Annotated in this window: 12 protein-coding genes; 3 read left to right on the plus strand and 9 right to left on the minus strand. The window is 64.8% G+C overall.

Annotated features, from left to right (window positions below; genetic code table 11):
* Positions 1-177 precede the first annotated feature (177 nt).
* Positions 178-1,812 (plus strand): acyl-CoA synthetase, encoded by a 1,635-nt coding sequence (locus ACCD03_RS24515; protein ID WP_413413179.1) that lies wholly within the window; start codon positions 178-180, stop codon positions 1,810-1,812.
* A 78-nt stretch (positions 1,813-1,890) separates the two neighbouring features.
* On the opposite strand, the gene ACCD03_RS24520 is transcribed toward ACCD03_RS24515, so the two are convergent.
* The 5 genes from ACCD03_RS24520 to ACCD03_RS24540 form a co-directional block, all read right to left on the minus strand.
* The gene (locus tag ACCD03_RS24520; protein WP_413413180.1) at positions 1,891-2,613 is read right to left on the minus strand and encodes a hypothetical protein; all 723 of its coding nucleotides are present in this window, start codon (positions 2,611-2,613) and stop codon (positions 1,891-1,893) included.
* Between the two features lie 21 nt (positions 2,614-2,634).
* On the minus strand, positions 2,635-3,783 hold the full coding sequence (locus ACCD03_RS24525) for a hypothetical protein (RefSeq protein ID WP_413413181.1): 1,149 nt from the start codon (positions 3,781-3,783) through the stop codon (positions 2,635-2,637).
* An 8-nt stretch (positions 3,784-3,791) separates the two neighbouring features.
* A complete protein-coding gene (locus ACCD03_RS24530) occupies positions 3,792-6,932 on the minus strand; it encodes a toxin VasX (protein WP_413413182.1) in 3,141 nt (1,046 codons plus the stop codon).
* Positions 6,925-7,905, minus strand: coding sequence for a hypothetical protein (locus tag ACCD03_RS24535; RefSeq protein WP_413413183.1), 981 nt, complete (start codon positions 7,903-7,905; stop codon positions 6,925-6,927). The genes ACCD03_RS24530 and ACCD03_RS24535 overlap by 8 nt, the downstream gene beginning before the upstream one ends.
* Before the next feature lie 306 nt (positions 7,906-8,211).
* Complete coding sequence (locus ACCD03_RS24540; protein ID WP_413413184.1) at positions 8,212-9,744, minus strand: lactonase family protein; 1,533 nt, start codon at positions 9,742-9,744, stop codon at positions 8,212-8,214.
* 225 nt (positions 9,745-9,969) lie between these two features.
* On the opposite strand from ACCD03_RS24540, the gene ACCD03_RS24545 reads away from it, so the two are divergent.
* Positions 9,970-10,512, plus strand: coding sequence for an N-acetyltransferase family protein (locus tag ACCD03_RS24545; protein ID WP_413413185.1), 543 nt, complete (start codon positions 9,970-9,972; stop codon positions 10,510-10,512).
* Between the two features lie 93 nt (positions 10,513-10,605).
* On the opposite strand, the gene ACCD03_RS24550 is transcribed toward ACCD03_RS24545, so the two are convergent.
* The 3 genes from ACCD03_RS24550 to ACCD03_RS24560 form a co-directional block, all read right to left on the minus strand.
* A complete protein-coding gene (locus tag ACCD03_RS24550) occupies positions 10,606-11,076 on the minus strand; it encodes a carboxymuconolactone decarboxylase family protein (RefSeq protein ID WP_325651019.1) in 471 nt (156 codons plus the stop codon).
* Positions 11,077-11,215: 139 nt separating this feature from the next.
* Positions 11,216-12,133 (minus strand): RNA polymerase sigma-70 factor, encoded by a 918-nt coding sequence (locus tag ACCD03_RS24555; RefSeq protein WP_413413186.1) that lies wholly within the window; start codon positions 12,131-12,133, stop codon positions 11,216-11,218.
* A 78-nt stretch (positions 12,134-12,211) separates the two neighbouring features.
* The gene (locus ACCD03_RS24560; protein WP_413413187.1) at positions 12,212-14,410 is read right to left on the minus strand and encodes a response regulator; all 2,199 of its coding nucleotides are present in this window, start codon (positions 14,408-14,410) and stop codon (positions 12,212-12,214) included.
* Between the two features lie 242 nt (positions 14,411-14,652).
* Between ACCD03_RS24560 and ACCD03_RS24565 the strand changes: the two genes are divergently transcribed.
* Entirely contained in the window at positions 14,653-15,267 is a 615-nt protein-coding gene (locus ACCD03_RS24565; RefSeq protein WP_413413188.1) for a glutathione S-transferase, read from the plus strand.
* A 67-nt stretch (positions 15,268-15,334) separates the two neighbouring features.
* Here ACCD03_RS24565 and ACCD03_RS24570 read toward each other — a convergent pair whose 3' ends face one another.
* Positions 15,335-16,693: an MFS transporter gene (locus tag ACCD03_RS24570; RefSeq protein WP_413413189.1), complete on the minus strand. Its 1,359-nt coding sequence runs from the start codon at positions 16,691-16,693 to the stop codon at positions 15,335-15,337.
* Positions 16,694-16,748 lie beyond the last annotated feature (55 nt).

The following is a 16,748-nucleotide window of genomic DNA, read 5'->3' on the forward strand; positions in this document are numbered from 1 at the left end:
GGCCAAAGGGTGGCGGGGGCGCGTGGGGCTCAGCCGTCGCTTTGTAAGAAACCCGTCAGCCTTGGTGTGGCGCGGGTTTCCGGGCGGTTTGTCATTCAGGTGACAGAGTGCGGGAGCCGGCAGATGATAGCGTTGCCCAACAAAAAGCAACAGCGCCCGGCGCACGGAGACACAGCAATGCCCACGGATTTTGATAGCGGTCTGGCCCGCAACGCGGCCAACTTCGTCCCGCTCACCCCGATCGAGTTTCTTGCCCGCGCGGCAGACGTCTATGGTGACCGCCTGGCGATCGTGCACGGCCCCGTGCGCCAGAACTGGCGCGACACCTATGTGCGCGCGCGGCGCCTGGCCAGTGCGCTGTCGCTGGCCGGCGTGGGCCGTGGCGACACGGTCGCGGCGCTCTTGCCGAACACGCCTGCCATGGTGGAGGCCCATTTCGGGGTGCCGATGGCGGGCGGTGTGCTCAACGCGCTCAACATCCGCCTGGACGCGGCCAACCTCGTCTTCATGCTGCGCCATGGCGAAGCCCGCGTGCTGCTGGCCGATACCGAGTTTGCCGACGTGGCCCGCCAGATGGCGCTGGAGATTCCCGGCCTGAAAGTGATTGCCGTGAACGATGCCCTGGGCCCGCAGGCCGAGCCGTTTGGCGACACCGATTACGAATCCTTCCTGGCCTCGGGCGATCCGCACTACGACTGGCAGATGCCGGCAGATGAGTGGGATGCGATTGCGCTCAACTACACCTCGGGCACCACGGGCGACCCGAAGGGCGTGGTCTATCACCATCGTGGCGCCACCACCAACGCGGTATCGAACATCCTGGAGTGGGATCTGCCCAAGCACCCGGTCTACCTCTGGACGCTGCCGATGTTCCACTGCAACGGCTGGTGCTTCCCGTGGACGATCGCGGCGCGCGCGGGCGTGAACGTCTGCCTGCGTAAGTTCGAGCCGAAGCTGGTGTTCGACCTCATGCGCGACGAGGGCGTGACGCATTACTGCGCAGCGCCCATCGTGCACACCGCGCTGGTGAACGCGCCGCCCTCTTGGCGCGAGGGCCTGCGCGGGCCGGTGCGCGGCATGGTGGCGGGCGCACCGCCGCCGGCCGCCGTGCTGGCCCAGATGGAAGCCATGGGCTTCGAGCTGACGCACGTCTACGGGCTGACCGAGGTGTACGGCCCCGCCGCCGTCTGTGCCGAGCAGGACGAATGGCGCACGCTGCCCGAGCATGACCGCGCCACCATGAAGGCGCGCCAGGGCGTGCGTTACCACCTCCAATCGCAGGTGGCGGTCCTCAACCCCGAAACCATGCAACCCGTGCCGGCCGATGGCGAAACCATTGGCGAGATCATGTTCCGCGGCAACATCTGCATGAAGGGCTACCTCAAGAACGAGAAGGCCACGCGCGAGGCCTTTGCCGGCGGCTGGTTCCACACCGGCGACCTGGGCGTCTGCATGCCCGACGGCTACATCAAGATCAAGGACCGCAGCAAGGACATCATCATCTCCGGCGGCGAGAACATCTCCAGCGTGGAGGTGGAAGACGCGCTGTACCGCCACCCCGCCGTGCTGGCCGCAGCCGTGGTCGCCCAGCCCGACGCCAAGTGGGGCGAAACACCGTGCGCCTTCGTTGAACTCAAGGACGGCGCCACCGCCTCCGCAGAAGACCTGATCGCGCATTGCAAGACATTGCTGGCCGGCTTCAAGGTGCCCAAGGCCGTGTTCTTCGGGCCGCTGCCCAAGACGTCGACGGGCAAGATCCAGAAGTACGAGCTGCGCCGCAAGGTGAACTCCACCTCGGCGATCGACGTGTGAGCGTGGTGCGGGCGGCCGCGTGCGCCCGCAACAAGAAGGCCACGGCCAGCGGCTGCGCCCACCGCGGCTGGGATGGCGCTACTGGGCGTGCCCGAGCGGGTTGCATTCCGGCCGGGCGGCCGCCTCTGCCGTGTCCCGCACGTTGGACAGACGCAGTACCGAAAACGGGCCGAAGTAGCGCTGCGTCCGTACCAGGCATTCATAGCCCTGCGCTTGGGCATCGTCCGGGGCGTAGGCTTCAAACGTGTCCAACGTGCCCAGCAGGGCGGTGTGATCGCCGCGCCAGACAACGCGGCTCGGCCTGCCCTCGACGGACTCAACCGGTGCGGAAGCCGCATTCCGCTCGATGCGGGGGCCGGGCAGGGCCCGGAATCCGTGGAACGCGTACGTAGTCTCTTGCGTGGTGCCAACCGGCTCCGGTTCGCCGCTCGTGTTGGTTGCAGCGTCTCTCGGGTGAACGTGCTCAATACTCACGTTGTCCGGCGCGATGGCCAGCACCAGCAGCGCCACTGCGGCAGCAAGCGCAACACCAACCTGCCGATACATCCCGCCGCGCACTCCCGGCCCGCGCGTCACCCATAGCGAGTAAGCGAGTTGCGGCAGCATCAACAACCCGCCCAGCCACAGCAACGCAGTGCCCGCAGCGTCATAACCGAGATGCCAGTTCAGTGCCGCCAGCCAGCCGATGTCTTTGGACTGGCCCAGCGCGAGGCACAGACCGCCGGTGATGAGCAGCAGCGCGACAACGGCGCTGTACCGGCGCAGGGGTTGGCGGGAGGGTGGGTTGGAAAGCGCATCCATGGTGCTGTGTCGGGTGTGTTCTTAGAGTTTGCGAAAGAGTTCGCCCCAGATGTCGATCAGAAACGACTGGAAGGCAACGTGGAATGCGAATGCCCATGCGCTCGCGCCCAGCGCGATGCACACGGCGCATACGATGCCGATGATCCAGGTCGCTTTGCGGCGTCCCGCGCGCTCGTTAGGCGCCTTGCTGCGGATGCAGTATGGATTGGCTTCATCGGCGGTGGGCGCTTCTTCGGCTGTCCACGCTGTGGGTAACTGTGCTTCGCGGCGGAATCGCTCGTACAGAATGGTCGACAGCGGTCCAGGCCAGAAGATGATCCACCAGAAGATGCGGAATGGTCCAATGGCGGGCCACCAGTTACGCTTGCGCAGGCGACCGATGACGCCTGCTGCAATGTCTTCTGACGAGTCGGTGGGGCTGATTTCCCGCATCGGTCCGAAGTCCAGCAAGGCGTTCTGCCACGTGCGTCCGCCGGGCACGACCTCAAGTTCGGGGAGCGTCTCGGGCGCGTCGTCCATGTAGCGGCGAATGAGTTCCCATAGGCGCTGGCATGCATCCCGGCTGGGGAGGATGCCCTGCACACGCATGCGTTGTATCGGCCGGGGGGATGGCCCGGCACTGAATTCCACCAACACCAACGCCCAGGCGGGGGTTGCACCCATGGTCAACGGGCCGGGCATGGCCGATGCAAATGGGCGCACATGGTTCCAGTCGAGCCGGACGGTCACCTTGCCTTCCTGTGTGTAGATGCTGCGCGTCCTGCGGTTGAAATGCAGATTTGCATATCGGTTGAACAGGCTGATCTTGAGCAGGTACACGATGCCGACAAGGCACGCCGGAATCAGTACGGCCGATATCACGCCCGTGACGATCTGCCCGGACAGCGGCTGGTTTTTTTCAAAGAACCCAAGCACCGTCATCGGCACAAGAACGGACAGCCCGAACAACAGCGCGAGCGCCATGAACGGGCTGAGCGCCTCAACATCGGACGCGATCTCGTCATAGGCCCACACCATGGAGCGCGTATCGAGCTTGATGATGCTGCGCGGGGGCGGCTCGGGCGCTGCATCGCTATGCCGGGGCAACTCACCTTGCAGCAACGCTTCGGCGCCGCTTGCTGTGCTGGAGGGCGACGGCTGATGCGGCGACGGGGGAGACGGGTTACGCATGCCACCTCTCAACCATGGGCGGGCTCCTTCTCCTTGGCTTCAGCGACCTCATCAGCGGAACGGCCGTCTACGACGAAATCTTTGTATGCGGCACGATTGGGCCAGTACTGTACCTCCGCGTCGGGCACGCCCTGGATGAGTGCCTTGCCTGTCCGGAAGAGGCCGGCGCCGGGCACCAGCACGTCTGTGATGGCATTCTTCCATCGGCCGGCTTCATAGTTGTCGTCTCCACCAAACCAGATCAGGATCGAGAGCCCCTCGCCTTCTACACTGGCGCGGGCATGCACCTGCTTGGAGGCTTCGGTGTGGATCACGTTTTCCAGATGGAATTCCTTGACGGACACTTTGGAACGCCCTGCGCCATTGAGCAGGTATCGGGCAATCACACCGTGTCCGGAAGACTTCGGTGCCTTGATCTGAATGTCCATTTCGGTGGCATCGCCAAACACCGGAATCTCGATTTTGATGGCGTCGGGGTTTCCAAATGCCGAGGCCTTCTCGAGTTTGACCGAGTAGAACAGGCGTAGCAGCGCGTCCAGTTGCTGTCGCGTACTGGAATAGGGGCGCCCCCAGTCGTGCGAACGGACGCCGAGCAAACTACGGTCGGCCCATTTTGCAAACGGGCTGGTGACAAGGTGGTCCGACCAGAAGCCGAAGCCCCATGACGCTACGGTCAACACGCCGGAGGCGATGCCGATCCACATGGCAACCGGGGGCACTTCAGCAGAGACTTCCGCGCCCACTGCCGCGGTTTCTCCCGCCACAGCCAAGCCGGCGGCCACTTCGCCTGCGGCCGTAGTGGCCGCGCGCTTGGCCAGGCCCTCCAACGCCGCCTTGGCCACCATGCGTGTGTAGGCGTAGTAGGCAACACCGCTGGCGATGCCGGCCACGCCGGAAGCGGTCTTCGCCGTGGCAGCGCCGTGGTCGCCTTCTTTCCAAAGCTTGGTCGCATCCCAGATGCCCAGGCTGCCTTCGATGATGGAAACGGCCATCACCAGCCGGCCTGCGGCGGCGGTCAGTCGATAGAACTCCGCCGTCTTGACCCCTTTGTTGGCGATCTGGCTGGCCACATATCGGAGTTCATAGCTCGCCTGCCAGATGGCAACCGCAGATGCCGAAGCTTCCGATATGTCTTTGACGAGACGCTCCCAGTTGGCATCTCCATGCTGAGCCTCGCTGATATCCACGCCAAGCTCATTCAGGCTCTGACCCAGCGAAGAGATCCGCAACGCCGCAAGGCCTGCAGAGAATGCCCCGTAACCCTTGACGCCTTTCAACGAGGGCGCTTCCTCAAACTTCAGGATCTCGCTCTCGGGTATCGCATGCGTTGCGTCCGCCAGTTCGGCCACCTTGCCGAACTGCGCCGGCATGGGCTTTCCCTTGGGCCACTGTTCTCCAAGCACCTCCAGATATTCGTCCAGTTGCTTGGCCGTTTTGGGTACCGTCGTCATCACCTTACCGCCGGGTTTGCCCTTCAGGTTGTCGGGCAGTGTTTCTGCGGGAAGCGGACGGTTGTAGGCCGTCTTATTCGTGCCGACGCTCAGGCCTTTGCCGTCGCCATTGGCGCGTCGCAAGTGGGCAAGGAAACCCGCTGCACCGCCTTTGACCTTGACTTGCAGGATGGCCACGTCTTCCGCAGTCAATGCGGCGGCCTGAATACGCCGGAATGTCTGCCGATAGAGTTTGGGGTCCGCCTTAAGCAACTGGCGCATGCGGCCGCTGACGACTTGCATCAGGCGCTTTGCATTTTCCGAGTTCAGATGCGCGGCTTCGTTCTTGAGCTCGCGTATTTCCTTGAGATAGGCAATCTGGTCGCGCGCCTCAATGTACATCTTGCTGCCTTCACCAACTTTTCCCTTGTGAGGCAGCAGCTTGTCGAGCAGGTCTTCCTGATTAGCGGCGACGCCTCTCCAGAAAAGCCGCTTGCTGTCGACGGTGTCGAGCTTGAGTTGCGGCAGCAAAATTTTCTGGAATTCGTCGTTGCTGATGCCGCAGCCTTCAAACATGTTGGCAACGCAATGGCCCAGGTGCGCGGCCATCGTCGTGTCCTTGGCGTCGAATACCTCCGGGTGGCGCCGTGCCGGCAGGAACTGCATCCAGGCAACGTAGTCGGCGGATCGCTTGTCGAAGTCGGCAGCGGCGTCGGTGCAACGGCGATACTTAGAGAGGTAGTTGGCGTAGTTGTCCTTGTTCAGCTTGCTCTCGACTTTTTCTTTCTGGTCGCCGAACGGTGTGCCCTCAATCAACCCCGCCGTTGCCATCAGATCGCGCTCGGCATCGGTGTACGGTTTTCCCTTCCCGTCCGTATTCCCCATGATGTCGGCCAGCGCGCAGTTGCGGTAATAGTTCAACTGCGTGGCGATGCCAATGTCATCTTCCAGCGGCAAAAGAAGTCCCTCGATCTTGTACGGAGCGTTGTTGCGCTTCATGACGTTCAAGAGCGAGGCTTCCGTGCACGGCGCGGGCCGGCTGTAAGCCTCCACCAGCAAGGTGCGACGATCAACGCGCTGCTGGAACCCCATCACCTGGTTCTTCAGTAGGCCATCGCCAATCAGGCTCAACGGTCCCATGTTGGCCATCACGGTCGACTCGCACACCTTCTTCGGCATGATCTTCTTCATGTGGAAGGCGGCCGGGTCCTTGGCCACGTTGTCACGCACGCGCTTCGTCCAGCGTGCATCCGAGAAGCCGATCCAGGCGGTGGGACGCTTCGTTGGCTCGGCGATGGTGAGCAGCAATGCATCCGGGGTGTTGGCCAAGCGCGAGCATGTTGCAGGATGACCGCCCATGGCCCCGGCCAGATCCGGCGCCATGCGTTGCATACGCCCGTCGGGCTGCACGGTGTAGATTTCCCACGAGGGGTCTTCCGGATAGTAGACATAGAGCCACCCGGCGCGCATGCGGCGCAGCACATATTGCGATGCTTGCAACGGCCGGCCAGCGAGGTAGCCCTGCTGATCGAGCATGTCGGCCAACTGTATCCAGTCGGATTCTCCTGGCCGAAAGTACTGTGGCGGCAGGGCAGCGTACAGCGTCACAAGCATCGTCAGGCCCGACTTGTCGCAACTCGGGCACTTTGGCGGCTGCACTGGCAGATTGTTCTCTTTGGCCGCTGCAACGGCCTTTTGCAGCTTGGCGTGGTCAGGCATGGCTGTGTCGCTCCCAGAACGCTGCGTCGAAGCCGGCGAGTGCCGCGATGGGTGAGTCACCCTGGGCACGCGCGGCGAGCATAGCCTCGCGCACGGTGGTGTCTTGATCGAACTGCGGGGAAATCAGAACGCCGTACAAGGCGTAGATGATGCGGTCGAGCTCGTTGGTGAGGCTCCACGCGCTGCTTGCGCGTTCGACCAACGACAGAATGGCGGCGGCCAATGGAGGCTGCACGACGTTGTGTTCGGCGTCCTGTAATGCGTTCAGTACGGCGTTGATGGTGCCGCTGTTGCGCAGCATCGCCTTGGCGGTCTCCGGCCATGTTGCGCCGGCCAAGGGCGTAATCGGTGCCGGCGCTGGGTAGCGCTGCAACGCGCCTGCGCGGTTAAGCCACCACACGCCGTTGGTGCTGGGTGCGTAGCGCACCGGTGGTTCGGCATCGCCCAAGTCAGTGAGCAGTTCAAATACGCGCGGATCCCACAGGCGCAGATAGCGTGCGTGTGATCCGGGCCAGCGGTGCCTGGCCTGCATCGCCATCTCGTGCGCAACGTGTCGGGCTTGCTCTGCAGGAAAGACCAGCCATGCGCAAGCCGATGAGCCGCGCGTCTCTCTGTCGGGATGGCGGGTGGCTTCGGCCCAGGCGAGGTCGAGCGTGAAATCGATCGTGTCATCGCGACCGAAGTCGCCGAGCGGAAGCAGGTAAGGGCGCTGCTCGGGCTGGATGATGTCAGGCTCGATGGGTAGCGGCACGGCTTCGCTGCGACGCCGTGCGTTGGCAAGCGGATCCGTAATCTGCGGGCTGATCAGTACCCACAGTGACGACGGCGGTGAGCCGTCTAGCAGCGGGTCGACTTGCGCAAACAGGTGGTCCCGCAGGTGTTGGAGCGTGCTGGCATCGGCCAGGGAGGTGCGCTGGGGGCTCGGGCGCGCTGCCATGCTTTGTGCCAGTTCCTGGAGGATGCTGTTGGCCACGTTACGGTTCCTTGGGCGGCGTCGCGCCCATGTCGTCGAGTGGGTCAACACGATGGGCAGCGGTATCGCGAACGCGCTCTGCCGGTGTTCTCGCATCACTCAAATGAAGCGTCATTCGAGGTGCCGCCGGCCTGGGCTAGGCGATGGTATTGGAATCGCGCCCTGGGCTTGATTAAGAGGTGTTAATAAACCGCAGAAATAGCACCTTCCAGGCACTGCAGGGCCCGATCGGTGAACGCCGGAATACAAAAAGCCCCTCGCAATCGCGAGGGGCTTTGCATTCGCGCAAACCGATTCAGCTCACCTTCAAGGCACCGCCACAATCGCCATCCCGCGCGGGATGTTGCCGGTGGCAGCCGATCCGCTCGCCACGGCGGTCAGCTTGCCGGTGGTGCTGTCGATGTTGTACGCGCTGACGCTGTTGTCCACGGCGTTGGCCACATAGGCGAAGGTGCCGGCGGGGTTCACGAGCACCGTTACGGGTGCGTTGCCGGTGGGCGTGGTGTCGACCAGTGTGAGCGCGCCGTTGGCCGGGTTGATGCTGAAGACGCTGACGGTGTTGTCCAGCACGTTGGCCGTGTACAGGAATCCACCCGACGGTGCGATGGCGATGTAGAACGGGTTGGTGCCGGTCGCCACGGGTGAGCCCGAGGCGGCGAGCGCGCCGGTGCCATCAATGCTGTACACGCTCAACGTGTTGTCTGCCGAGTTGGCCACGTAGGCAAAGGTGCCTGCTGGGTTCACGGCAATGAACTGCGGCGTGCCGCCCGTGGCCACAACGCTGCCCACCTGCGTGAGTGCGCCCGTGCTGCCGTTGATGCCGAATGCCATGGCCGTGCCGGTGGCGTTGCCGCTGTCGGCGTTCACCACGTAGGCGAACGTGCCCGCGCTGTTCATGGTGACGGTGTACGGGTTGTTGCCCGCCGTGATAGGCGCCAGCGCCGAGAGCGCGCCCGTGCCGGTATCTACCGAGAAGGCCGACAGCGTGTTGTCCCCAAAATTGGCGGTGTACGCAAACTTGCCGTTGGGCGTGCGCGCAATGCTGTACGGCTGAATGCCCGTGGGCGTGGCCGACCCCACTACCGTGAGCAGGCCGGTTTCCGCATCGATGGCGAGCGTGGTGACGGTGTTGTCGTTGGCGTTGGCCACGTAGACGTACTTGCCCGCCGGGTCGATGGTGAGCGACAGCGGCCCTTGCCCCACGGGCACCGATGCGCCGATAGCCGTTGGCATGCCGGTGGTCAGGTCCAGCGTGAAGGCGGAGATCGTGCCGTCGTTGGAGTTGACCGCGTAGCCGAACAGCGGCCGCGGTGCGCAGGCCACCGCAATGGTGGTCACGTTGCTGGTGCCCACGGTGCCGCTGCCGTTGGTAACGGTGCAGTTCTCGCCCGAGGGCCGCGTGCCGACCGTAGCGGCATACGGTGCGCCCTGTGCCAGCGCCGTGGCGAATTGGAAGCTACCGTCGGCACTGACCGTGACCGCGTCGCCGCCGTTGTTCAGCAGCGTGACGGATTTGCCTGAGGCCAAGCCGGTGACGGTGCCGCCCACCGAGTAGGTTGCCGGGGCAGGCGCAGGCGTCGGCGATGGCGATGGCGATGGAGACGGTGACGGCCCGGGTGATGGCGCGGGCGTGTTGTTGTTCGTCGGCGGGGTCGTGGTACCGCCATCTTCGCCGCCGCCGCAGGCAGTTAGCCCCAACGACAGCGCGGCAGCCATCACCAGCGCGGCGCCGTGCATGCCGCGTGCTTGCCGTGGAGCGTCGGGTGGGATCGGTGCCGGTGTGGGTTGTACGTGTGCGCTGCTGCTGCGTTGCGCTTGGGCGATCAAAAGCTCGGCCATGGCTTCCCCCGTTTCTGGTTGTCGCGGTTTGTTGACTCGCGTTTCCTCGAAGCATAGGTACCCGGGTTCGCACGCCGACATAGGCCAATTGACGGACAACGCCCTCGGCTTCATGGACGGAGGCGGCGCTGTAGGTCTCGTGCATGTGATTGGCGCGATACTGGCGGCTCTCGCCCGCTTCTTGTCCGTTTTTTGCCCGTTTTTTGCCCCCACGCGCTGTCAGCCATGTCCAACGCCAACCCGAGCAACAACGCCGTCGTGATCCGCCAGCTTTCTTCCGCCAATGCGGCCGATGTGGCGGACTACCGCGCCATTCGTCTTGCTGCGCTCAAGGATTCGCCCGACGCATTCGGTTCAACCTACGACGCTGAAGCCGGGCTCTCGATGGAGGCCTTTGCCGAGCGGCTGGCCACCACCATTGTGCTGGGCGCCTATGAGGGAGACGGCGGCGACGCGCGCATCGTTGGTATGGCCGGTTTTAAGCGGCAGACGCTGGCGAAGCTTGCGCACAAGGGTTTTGTGTGGGGCTTTTACGTGGCGCCGGCAGCGCGAGGGCGCGGTGTGGGCGTGGCGCTGGTGGAGCGCATCGTGGCGGCGGCAACGGGGTTGGTTCAGCAGCTCACCTTGTCGGTGGTGCAGGGTAACGATGCGGCGCTGGCGCTGTACGAGCGCTGCGGGTTTGAGACCTACGGCGTGGAGCCGCGCGCGCTCAAGTCAACCACGGGCTATGCAGATGAAGTGCTGATGGTGCGCTTCCTGCAGGGCTAAGCCTGTAGGTGCAGCGCCTACGCGTGTGCGCAGGCGCTGCTGTACAGCGATCGTCGTACCGGCGCTCTTTCTCGTTGTTTCTCGCGGTGTGCATTACGCCGCTGCAACATACGGCGCCTTCAGCGGCACCGGGTTGCGCAGGCTCACGTTCAGCAGGTTCCAGCTGTTGATGGTGACGATCACAAAGCTCAGCTCGGCGATCTCTTCATCGCTGAAGTGCTCGCGCAGTTTGGCGAATTCTTCGTCGCTGGCATCGCTGTGCGGGGTGTTGGTGACCAGCTCGGCCCAGCGCAATGCGGCGCGCTCGCGCTCGGTAAAGAACGGGGCCTCGCGCCAGCCGGCCACGGCGTTCAGGTGGCGCGGGTCTTCGCCCATCTTGATGAGGTCGCTCCAGTGCATGTCGATGCAGAAGGCGCAACCGTTGATCTGCGACACGCGCAGCAGCACGAGGTCGACCAGCCGGGCGCCCAGCAAGTCGCGGCGCAGGCCGTTCGACATGTTCAGCAGGTTGTTGAACGCCTTCGGTGCGAGTTGGAAGTAAGCGATGCGGGGGGCTTGCGACATGAGCGGCTCCTAAAGGGTTTGGGTTGGTGACCAGGAGTAGTGGCAGGCGTTGCGTTGGTGCCTTGCGTCGCTCCATACCTTTAAGACGCCCCGCGCGGCCGGCTTGTGACAGCCCGGCCAAAAAATGTTTCGCTTTCTTTTATGCGCTGGTGCCGATGTGCGCCAGCTTGTCCGGATTGCGCACCACGTAGATGGCCACGATGCGGCCGTTTTCGATGACGAAGGACTGGGCCGATTCCAGCGTGCCGTTGACGTAGCGCAGCAGGCCGGGTTCGCCATTCACGCGGGCGTGCACGTAGCGCACTTCGCCCATGGCGCGCACCAGCTCGCAGTAGATCTTGGTGATCTGGCCGGCGTCTTGAATGATGCGCATGAACGAAGGCACCTTGCCGCCGCCATCGCCCACCAGTTGCGCGTCGTCTGCCAGCAGGGCGCGAATGGCGTCGCGCTGGCCCGTGCGTGAGGCCTCAGCAAAGCGCTCCAGCAAGTCCCGATGCGCATCGGGCGCGACATCAAAGCGCGGGCGCTCCTGCTGCACGCGGTCGGATGCGCGGTGCACCATCTGCCGGCACGCGGCTTCGGTCTTGCCCAGCAGGGCGGCAATCTCTGCGTAGTCCTGGTCGAACACCTGGCGCATCAGAAACGCCGCGCGCTCCTCGGGCGACAGGCGCTCCAGCACCCACAGCAGGGCCATCGACAAGTCGCCCGCCAGTTCAACGGCGGCCTCGGGCGTGGGCGCGGCAGATTCCGGTTCGACCAGGGGCTCGGGCAGCCACCAGCCGACGTAGGCTTCGCGCTCGGTCTTGACGGCGCGCAGGCGGTCGATCGACAGGCGGGTGACCACGGTCACGAGCCACGCCTCGGCCGATTGCAATGCGGTTTGATCGGTCTGGTGCCAGCGCATCCAGGCGTCTTGCAGCACGTCTTCCGCGTCAGCCCGGCTGCCGAGCATGCGATAGGCAATCGCAAAGAGGCGGGGCCGCACGGCGGTGAAGGCTGTGTCTTCGCTGTCGGTGCGGGTGGCGCGTGTGGTGTGGTCGGGGCTGGGCTTGGTCATGGCGTGCGTGTCGTCTAGGGATGATGCTCCCTAGACGGGCGGGCGCGATCGGTTGTGACAGGATGCCGTGATTAACGATTATGCGGCGTTCGTCACATGCTGCGCGTCAGCCGCACTGGCGCTTGCCCTGAGCCACGGCCCCAGCGCCTGTTGCAGCGTCATTAGGTCGATCGGCTTGCCGAGCAGGCGTGCGCCGGCAATGGGCTCGCCAATCTCGGCCTCCGTGCCGTAGCCGGACATCAGCAGCACGTCCACCTGAGGCTGCAGGCGCAGCAGCGTACGGGCGAGGTCCGCGCCGGATTGGCCGGGCAGGGTGAGATCAGTCAGCAGTACCTGCACGGTGCGCGTGCGGGCCAGTGCAAGGGCGTCTTCGGCAGTGGCGACTGCCACGCACTGCAGGCCGAAAGTGGTGAGCACTTCCTGCATGGCTTCGCGCGAGGCGGTGTCGTCTTCCACCAGCAGCACCGTAGGCGGTTGTGAAGCGTCGGTTGCCACTGCATGGCCCATCGATGCCGATGCCGATGCCGATGCCGATTGGGCGGTGCGGTTGGCGGTGAGCACGTTGCGCACCATGCGCGCCAGGTCGTCACGCCGGTAGGGCTTGCCGAGCAGCGTCACGCCGGGCGGCAGTCTGCCGTCGTGTAGCACCTCGTCACGCGTGTAGCCTGAGACGAGCAGCACCGGCAGCGGCGGCACGCGTTGCGCGGCGCGTATCGACAGCTCGCTGCCCTTGATGGAGCCCGGCATGATCACGTCGGTAAACAGCAGGTCGATGGGTGTGTCGCTGTTCATGAGCTCGAGTGCGGCCTCGCCGTTGGCGGCTGTGAGCACGCGGTAACCGAGCTGGGTCAGCATGTCGACGGCGGTCAGGCGCACGTCGGTATCGTCTTCCACCACAAGGATGGTTTCGCGCCCGCCCATGGGCGTGACGATGGTGTCGCGCAGCTCGACGGCATCGTCCGGGGCCGCCTCCGTGCAGCGCGGGAAGTACAGCCGCACCGTGGTGCCCTGTCCGACCGCGCTGTCGATGGCGATATGCCCGCCGCTCTGCTTGACGAAGCCAAACACCATGCTCAGCCCCAGGCCCGTGCCGTGGCCGTCGGGCTTGGTGGTGAAGAAGGGCTCGAAGACGTGTTCGACCACTTCGGGCGGCATGCCTACGCCCGTGTCGGTGACAGAGAAGACGAGGTAGTCGCCGGGGGCGGGCTGGTCGCGCCCTTGCGCTTGCGTGTTGTCGAGCGTGATGTTGTTGGCCGCAATGGTCAGCATGCCGCCGCCGCGCATGGCGTCGCGTGCGTTGATGGCGAGGTTCAGCAGCGCGTTCTCGAGCTGGTTGCGGTCGGCCTGCACGTTCCACAGGTCGTCGGCCAGGCGCGTTTCCACCTTGATGGCTTCGCCCAGCGCACGGTGCAGCATTTCGCTCATGCCTTGGATCAACCGCGTCGGTTTGACGACCGCAGGCGAGAGCTGCTGGCGACGTGCAAATGCGAGCAATTGCGCCGCCAGCGTGGCACCGCGCTGCACGGCTCGCGTGGCGGCGGCAATCCGATGCTGCACGCGTGTGTTGCCCGGCGCTTCCACCGACAGCAACTGCAGGTTGCCGGCAATCACCTGAAGCACGTTGTTGAAGTCGTGCGCCACGCCGCCGGTCAGGTTGCCGATGGCTTCCATCTTTTGAGCCTGGCGCAATTGCGCTTCCACTTCAGCGCGGGCAGACAGCGCATCGGCCACGCGTTGCTCCAGCGTTTCGGTCAACTGGCGCAGCGCCTGTTCGGCGGCCTGTCGCTCGCGCTCGGTCTGCACGCGCTCGGTGGTTTCCACCACGATGGCCAGCACACCTGCCGGGCGGCCGTTGTCGTCGGGCAGCGGGCTGTAGTAGAGATCCATCCACACGTCTTCGGGGCGGCCGTTGCGCAGCAGGACGAGTTCCTTGTCGCGGTACGAGAGCGTGCCGCCACCCAGGCAGACATCCATGACGTGCCGGTTGAAGTCAGCCACTTCGGGCCAGCCGAGCTCCACCGGGCAACCAAGAAGATACGGATGACGCCCGCCGGCAAATACGGCGTAAGCGTCGTTGTAGATCATGTAGCCATGGCGCTCCCACATCATGACCAGCGGCACGGGCGATGCCAGCACCATTTGCACCGCGGCGTGCAGGCTGCTCGGCCAGTCCTGGATCGGGCCCAACTGGGTAGCAGCCCAATCGAATGCCAGCACGCGCTGCGCCATCTCACCCTTCCACCCAAGGCAGTCATGGTGATGCGCGAGAAACGGCATAAGGTCTCCTCTGTGGCGGGCAGCACAAATGCGGCCGAGTCGCGGTCATTCTAGAAAATGAGGAGGCCGTCCGGCGTCGGCATCCGACGGCTCAAAGTGACATCGCGCACGCAGAAAACGTGCCCAAGGCGCCCGGCACGCTTTGCGCTGGCTGTCTATCATGTGCATCCGTGCCCGCGCAGTCGCGCGCTTCGCACCGGAGTTTCCTACCCACCATACGCCCACACTCGCCAGGAGTTTTCATGAAGTTGATCGGCATGCTCGATTCCCCGTACGTGCGCCGCACGGCCATTTCGCTCAAGCTGCTCGGGCTGCCGTTCGAGCACGCGTCGGTGTCCGTCTTCCGGCATTTCGACCAGTTCCGCGCCATCAACCCGGTCGTCAAGGCACCCACCCTAGTGTGCGACGACGGCACCGTGCTGATCGACTCCACGCTCATCATCGATTACGCAGAAACGCTGGCGGGCCGCAGCCTGATGCCGGCCGCCATTGCCGAACGCCAGCACGCCCTGCGCGTGATCGGCCTGGCGCTGGCCGCGTGTGAAAAAGCGGTGCAGATCGTCTATGAACACAACCTGCGCCCGACCGAGAAAGTGCACGGGCCCTGGGTTGAGCGCGTGCACAGCCAATTGCTGGCGGCGCTGGAAGCGCTGGAAACGGAGTGGAAGGACGCGCCGCTACCTGTGGAGGCAGGTGAGCTGACGCAGGCCGGCGTGACGGTGGCCGTGGCCTGGGCCTTTATCCAGTTGATGGTGCCGGATCGCGTGCCGGCGGCGGACTACCCGCGCCTGGTGGCGTATTCGGCGGCGGCGGAACAGTTGGGCGTTTTTCGCGAGTTGCCGATGGATGCGGCTTGATAGGGCGGGGGCGGCTGATGCGGACTTGTGCCGTGCCCGCATCAGCCGCACGCATGCAACCTTGAGGTCAAGACGGGCGGCCGCGACGCCCGTACGCAAGCGTGAGTGCACCGGCCAGCATGGCGCATGCGCCCAGCAGCCCGACGCCTGCGGTTGCCGTGTGTGTCAGGTCGGTCAGCCACCCGATGGCGAATGGACTGACGAAGCCCGACAGGTTGCCAATCGCGTTGATGAAGCCGATGCCGGCAGCTGCCGCCACGCCATCCAGCCGCGCGGTGGGTAGGTTCCAGAACAGCGGCAGCGCTGACAGGATGCCGGCCGAGGCCACCGTCAAGGCCGCCATGGCGGGGGCAAGCTGGCTCACGGTAAACGCACTCACACAAAATCCCGCGCCTGCCACCAGGGCGCAGGAGCCCACCAGCGTGCCCCAGTTGCGCCGCTTGTCGGCTTGCCGCGCCACCACGTTCATGGCCACCATGGCCACCGCATAAGGTATGGCACTCAGCCAGCCGACCGTGACGGTGCTGGCGATGCCGGCGGCGCGAATCACGCTTGGCAGCCAGAAGCTCACGCCATACAGGCCTGCCAGCAGCAGGAAGTAAATCAGCGCAAACAGCATGACCGTGCCGTTGAGGATGTCCGATGCGCGATGCAGGCGCGCCTGCGCCGGTGTAGCCTTGGCGAGATCGGCTTCGAGATGGGCCAGCGCGCCAGCGCTGAGCCAGCGCACTTCGCGCGGCCGGCTAGGCAACAGGAAGAACACCAGCACGCCCACCAGCGCCGAGGGCAGCCCCTCCAGCACGAACATCCAGCGCCAGCCGGCGTGCCCGAGCTGCCCATCGAACGCAGCCAGGATCCATCCGGACAACGGGCCGCCCACAATGCCCGCCACGGCCGTGGCGCTCATGAACAACGTGGTCATGCGGCCACGCCGGTGCGCGGGAAACCAGTACGTCAGATACAGCACGATGCCCGGAAAGAACCCCGCTTCGGCCACACCGAGCAGGAAGCGCAGCACGTAAAACCCGGTCGTGCTCTGCACCCAGCCCATAGCCGCCGATAGCAGCCCCCACGACACCATGATCCGTGCGATCCAGGCGCGCGCGCCCAGCCGATGCAGCAGCAGGTTGCTTGGCACCTCGAAGAAGAAATAACCAAGGAAGAAGATGCCTGCGCCGAGTCCGTAGGCGGTGGCGCTCAGGCTCAGGTCCGCCGCCATCTGCAGCTTGGCGGTGCCGATGTTGACGCGGTCCAGGTAGGCCAGCACTTGGGCCAGCAGCAGGATCGGCATCAGCCGCCAGGCGATGCGGCGGTAGATGGCATCGAGGGCCGGGTCGTCGGGCGCGGCGTGTGGCAGTGCGGGCGAGGTGGGAGAAACGGGGGAAGCGGGCGCGGGCTGGGCCAGCGCACCGGCGTGCGGGTGCATGTTCATGCGGTCTCCTGGGTTGTTGTTGTGGGCGTATGGAATGGACAGGCGGGCT

Origin of the sequence: Ralstonia sp. Ralssp135 (assembly GCF_047304345.1) — a bacterium.
Taxonomy (GTDB): Bacteria; Pseudomonadota; Gammaproteobacteria; order Burkholderiales; family Burkholderiaceae; genus Ralstonia; species Ralstonia chuxiongensis.

Coding starts and splice junctions, on each gene's coding strand:
- ACCD03_RS24515 (WP_413413179.1), top strand. CDS start 178: ATGCCCACGGATTTTGATAGCGGTCTGGCCCGCAACGCGGCCAACTTC.
- ACCD03_RS24520 (WP_413413180.1), bottom strand. CDS start 2,613: ATGGATGCGCTTTCCAACCCACCCTCCCGCCAACCCCTGCGCCGGTAC.
- ACCD03_RS24525 (WP_413413181.1), bottom strand. CDS start 3,783: ATGCGTAACCCGTCTCCCCCGTCGCCGCATCAGCCGTCGCCCTCCAGC.
- ACCD03_RS24530 (WP_413413182.1), bottom strand. CDS start 6,932: ATGCCTGACCACGCCAAGCTGCAAAAGGCCGTTGCAGCGGCCAAAGAG.
- ACCD03_RS24540 (WP_413413184.1), bottom strand. CDS start 9,744: ATGGCCGAGCTTTTGATCGCCCAAGCGCAACGCAGCAGCAGCGCACAC.
- ACCD03_RS24545 (WP_413413185.1), top strand. CDS start 9,970: ATGTCCAACGCCAACCCGAGCAACAACGCCGTCGTGATCCGCCAGCTT.
- ACCD03_RS24550 (WP_325651019.1), bottom strand. CDS start 11,076: ATGTCGCAAGCCCCCCGCATCGCTTACTTCCAACTCGCACCGAAGGCG.
- ACCD03_RS24555 (WP_413413186.1), bottom strand. CDS start 12,133: ATGACCAAGCCCAGCCCCGACCACACCACACGCGCCACCCGCACCGAC.
- ACCD03_RS24560 (WP_413413187.1), bottom strand. CDS start 14,410: ATGCCGTTTCTCGCGCATCACCATGACTGCCTTGGGTGGAAGGGTGAG.
- ACCD03_RS24565 (WP_413413188.1), top strand. CDS start 14,653: ATGAAGTTGATCGGCATGCTCGATTCCCCGTACGTGCGCCGCACGGCC.
- ACCD03_RS24570 (WP_413413189.1), bottom strand. CDS start 16,693: ATGCACCCGCACGCCGGTGCGCTGGCCCAGCCCGCGCCCGCTTCCCCC.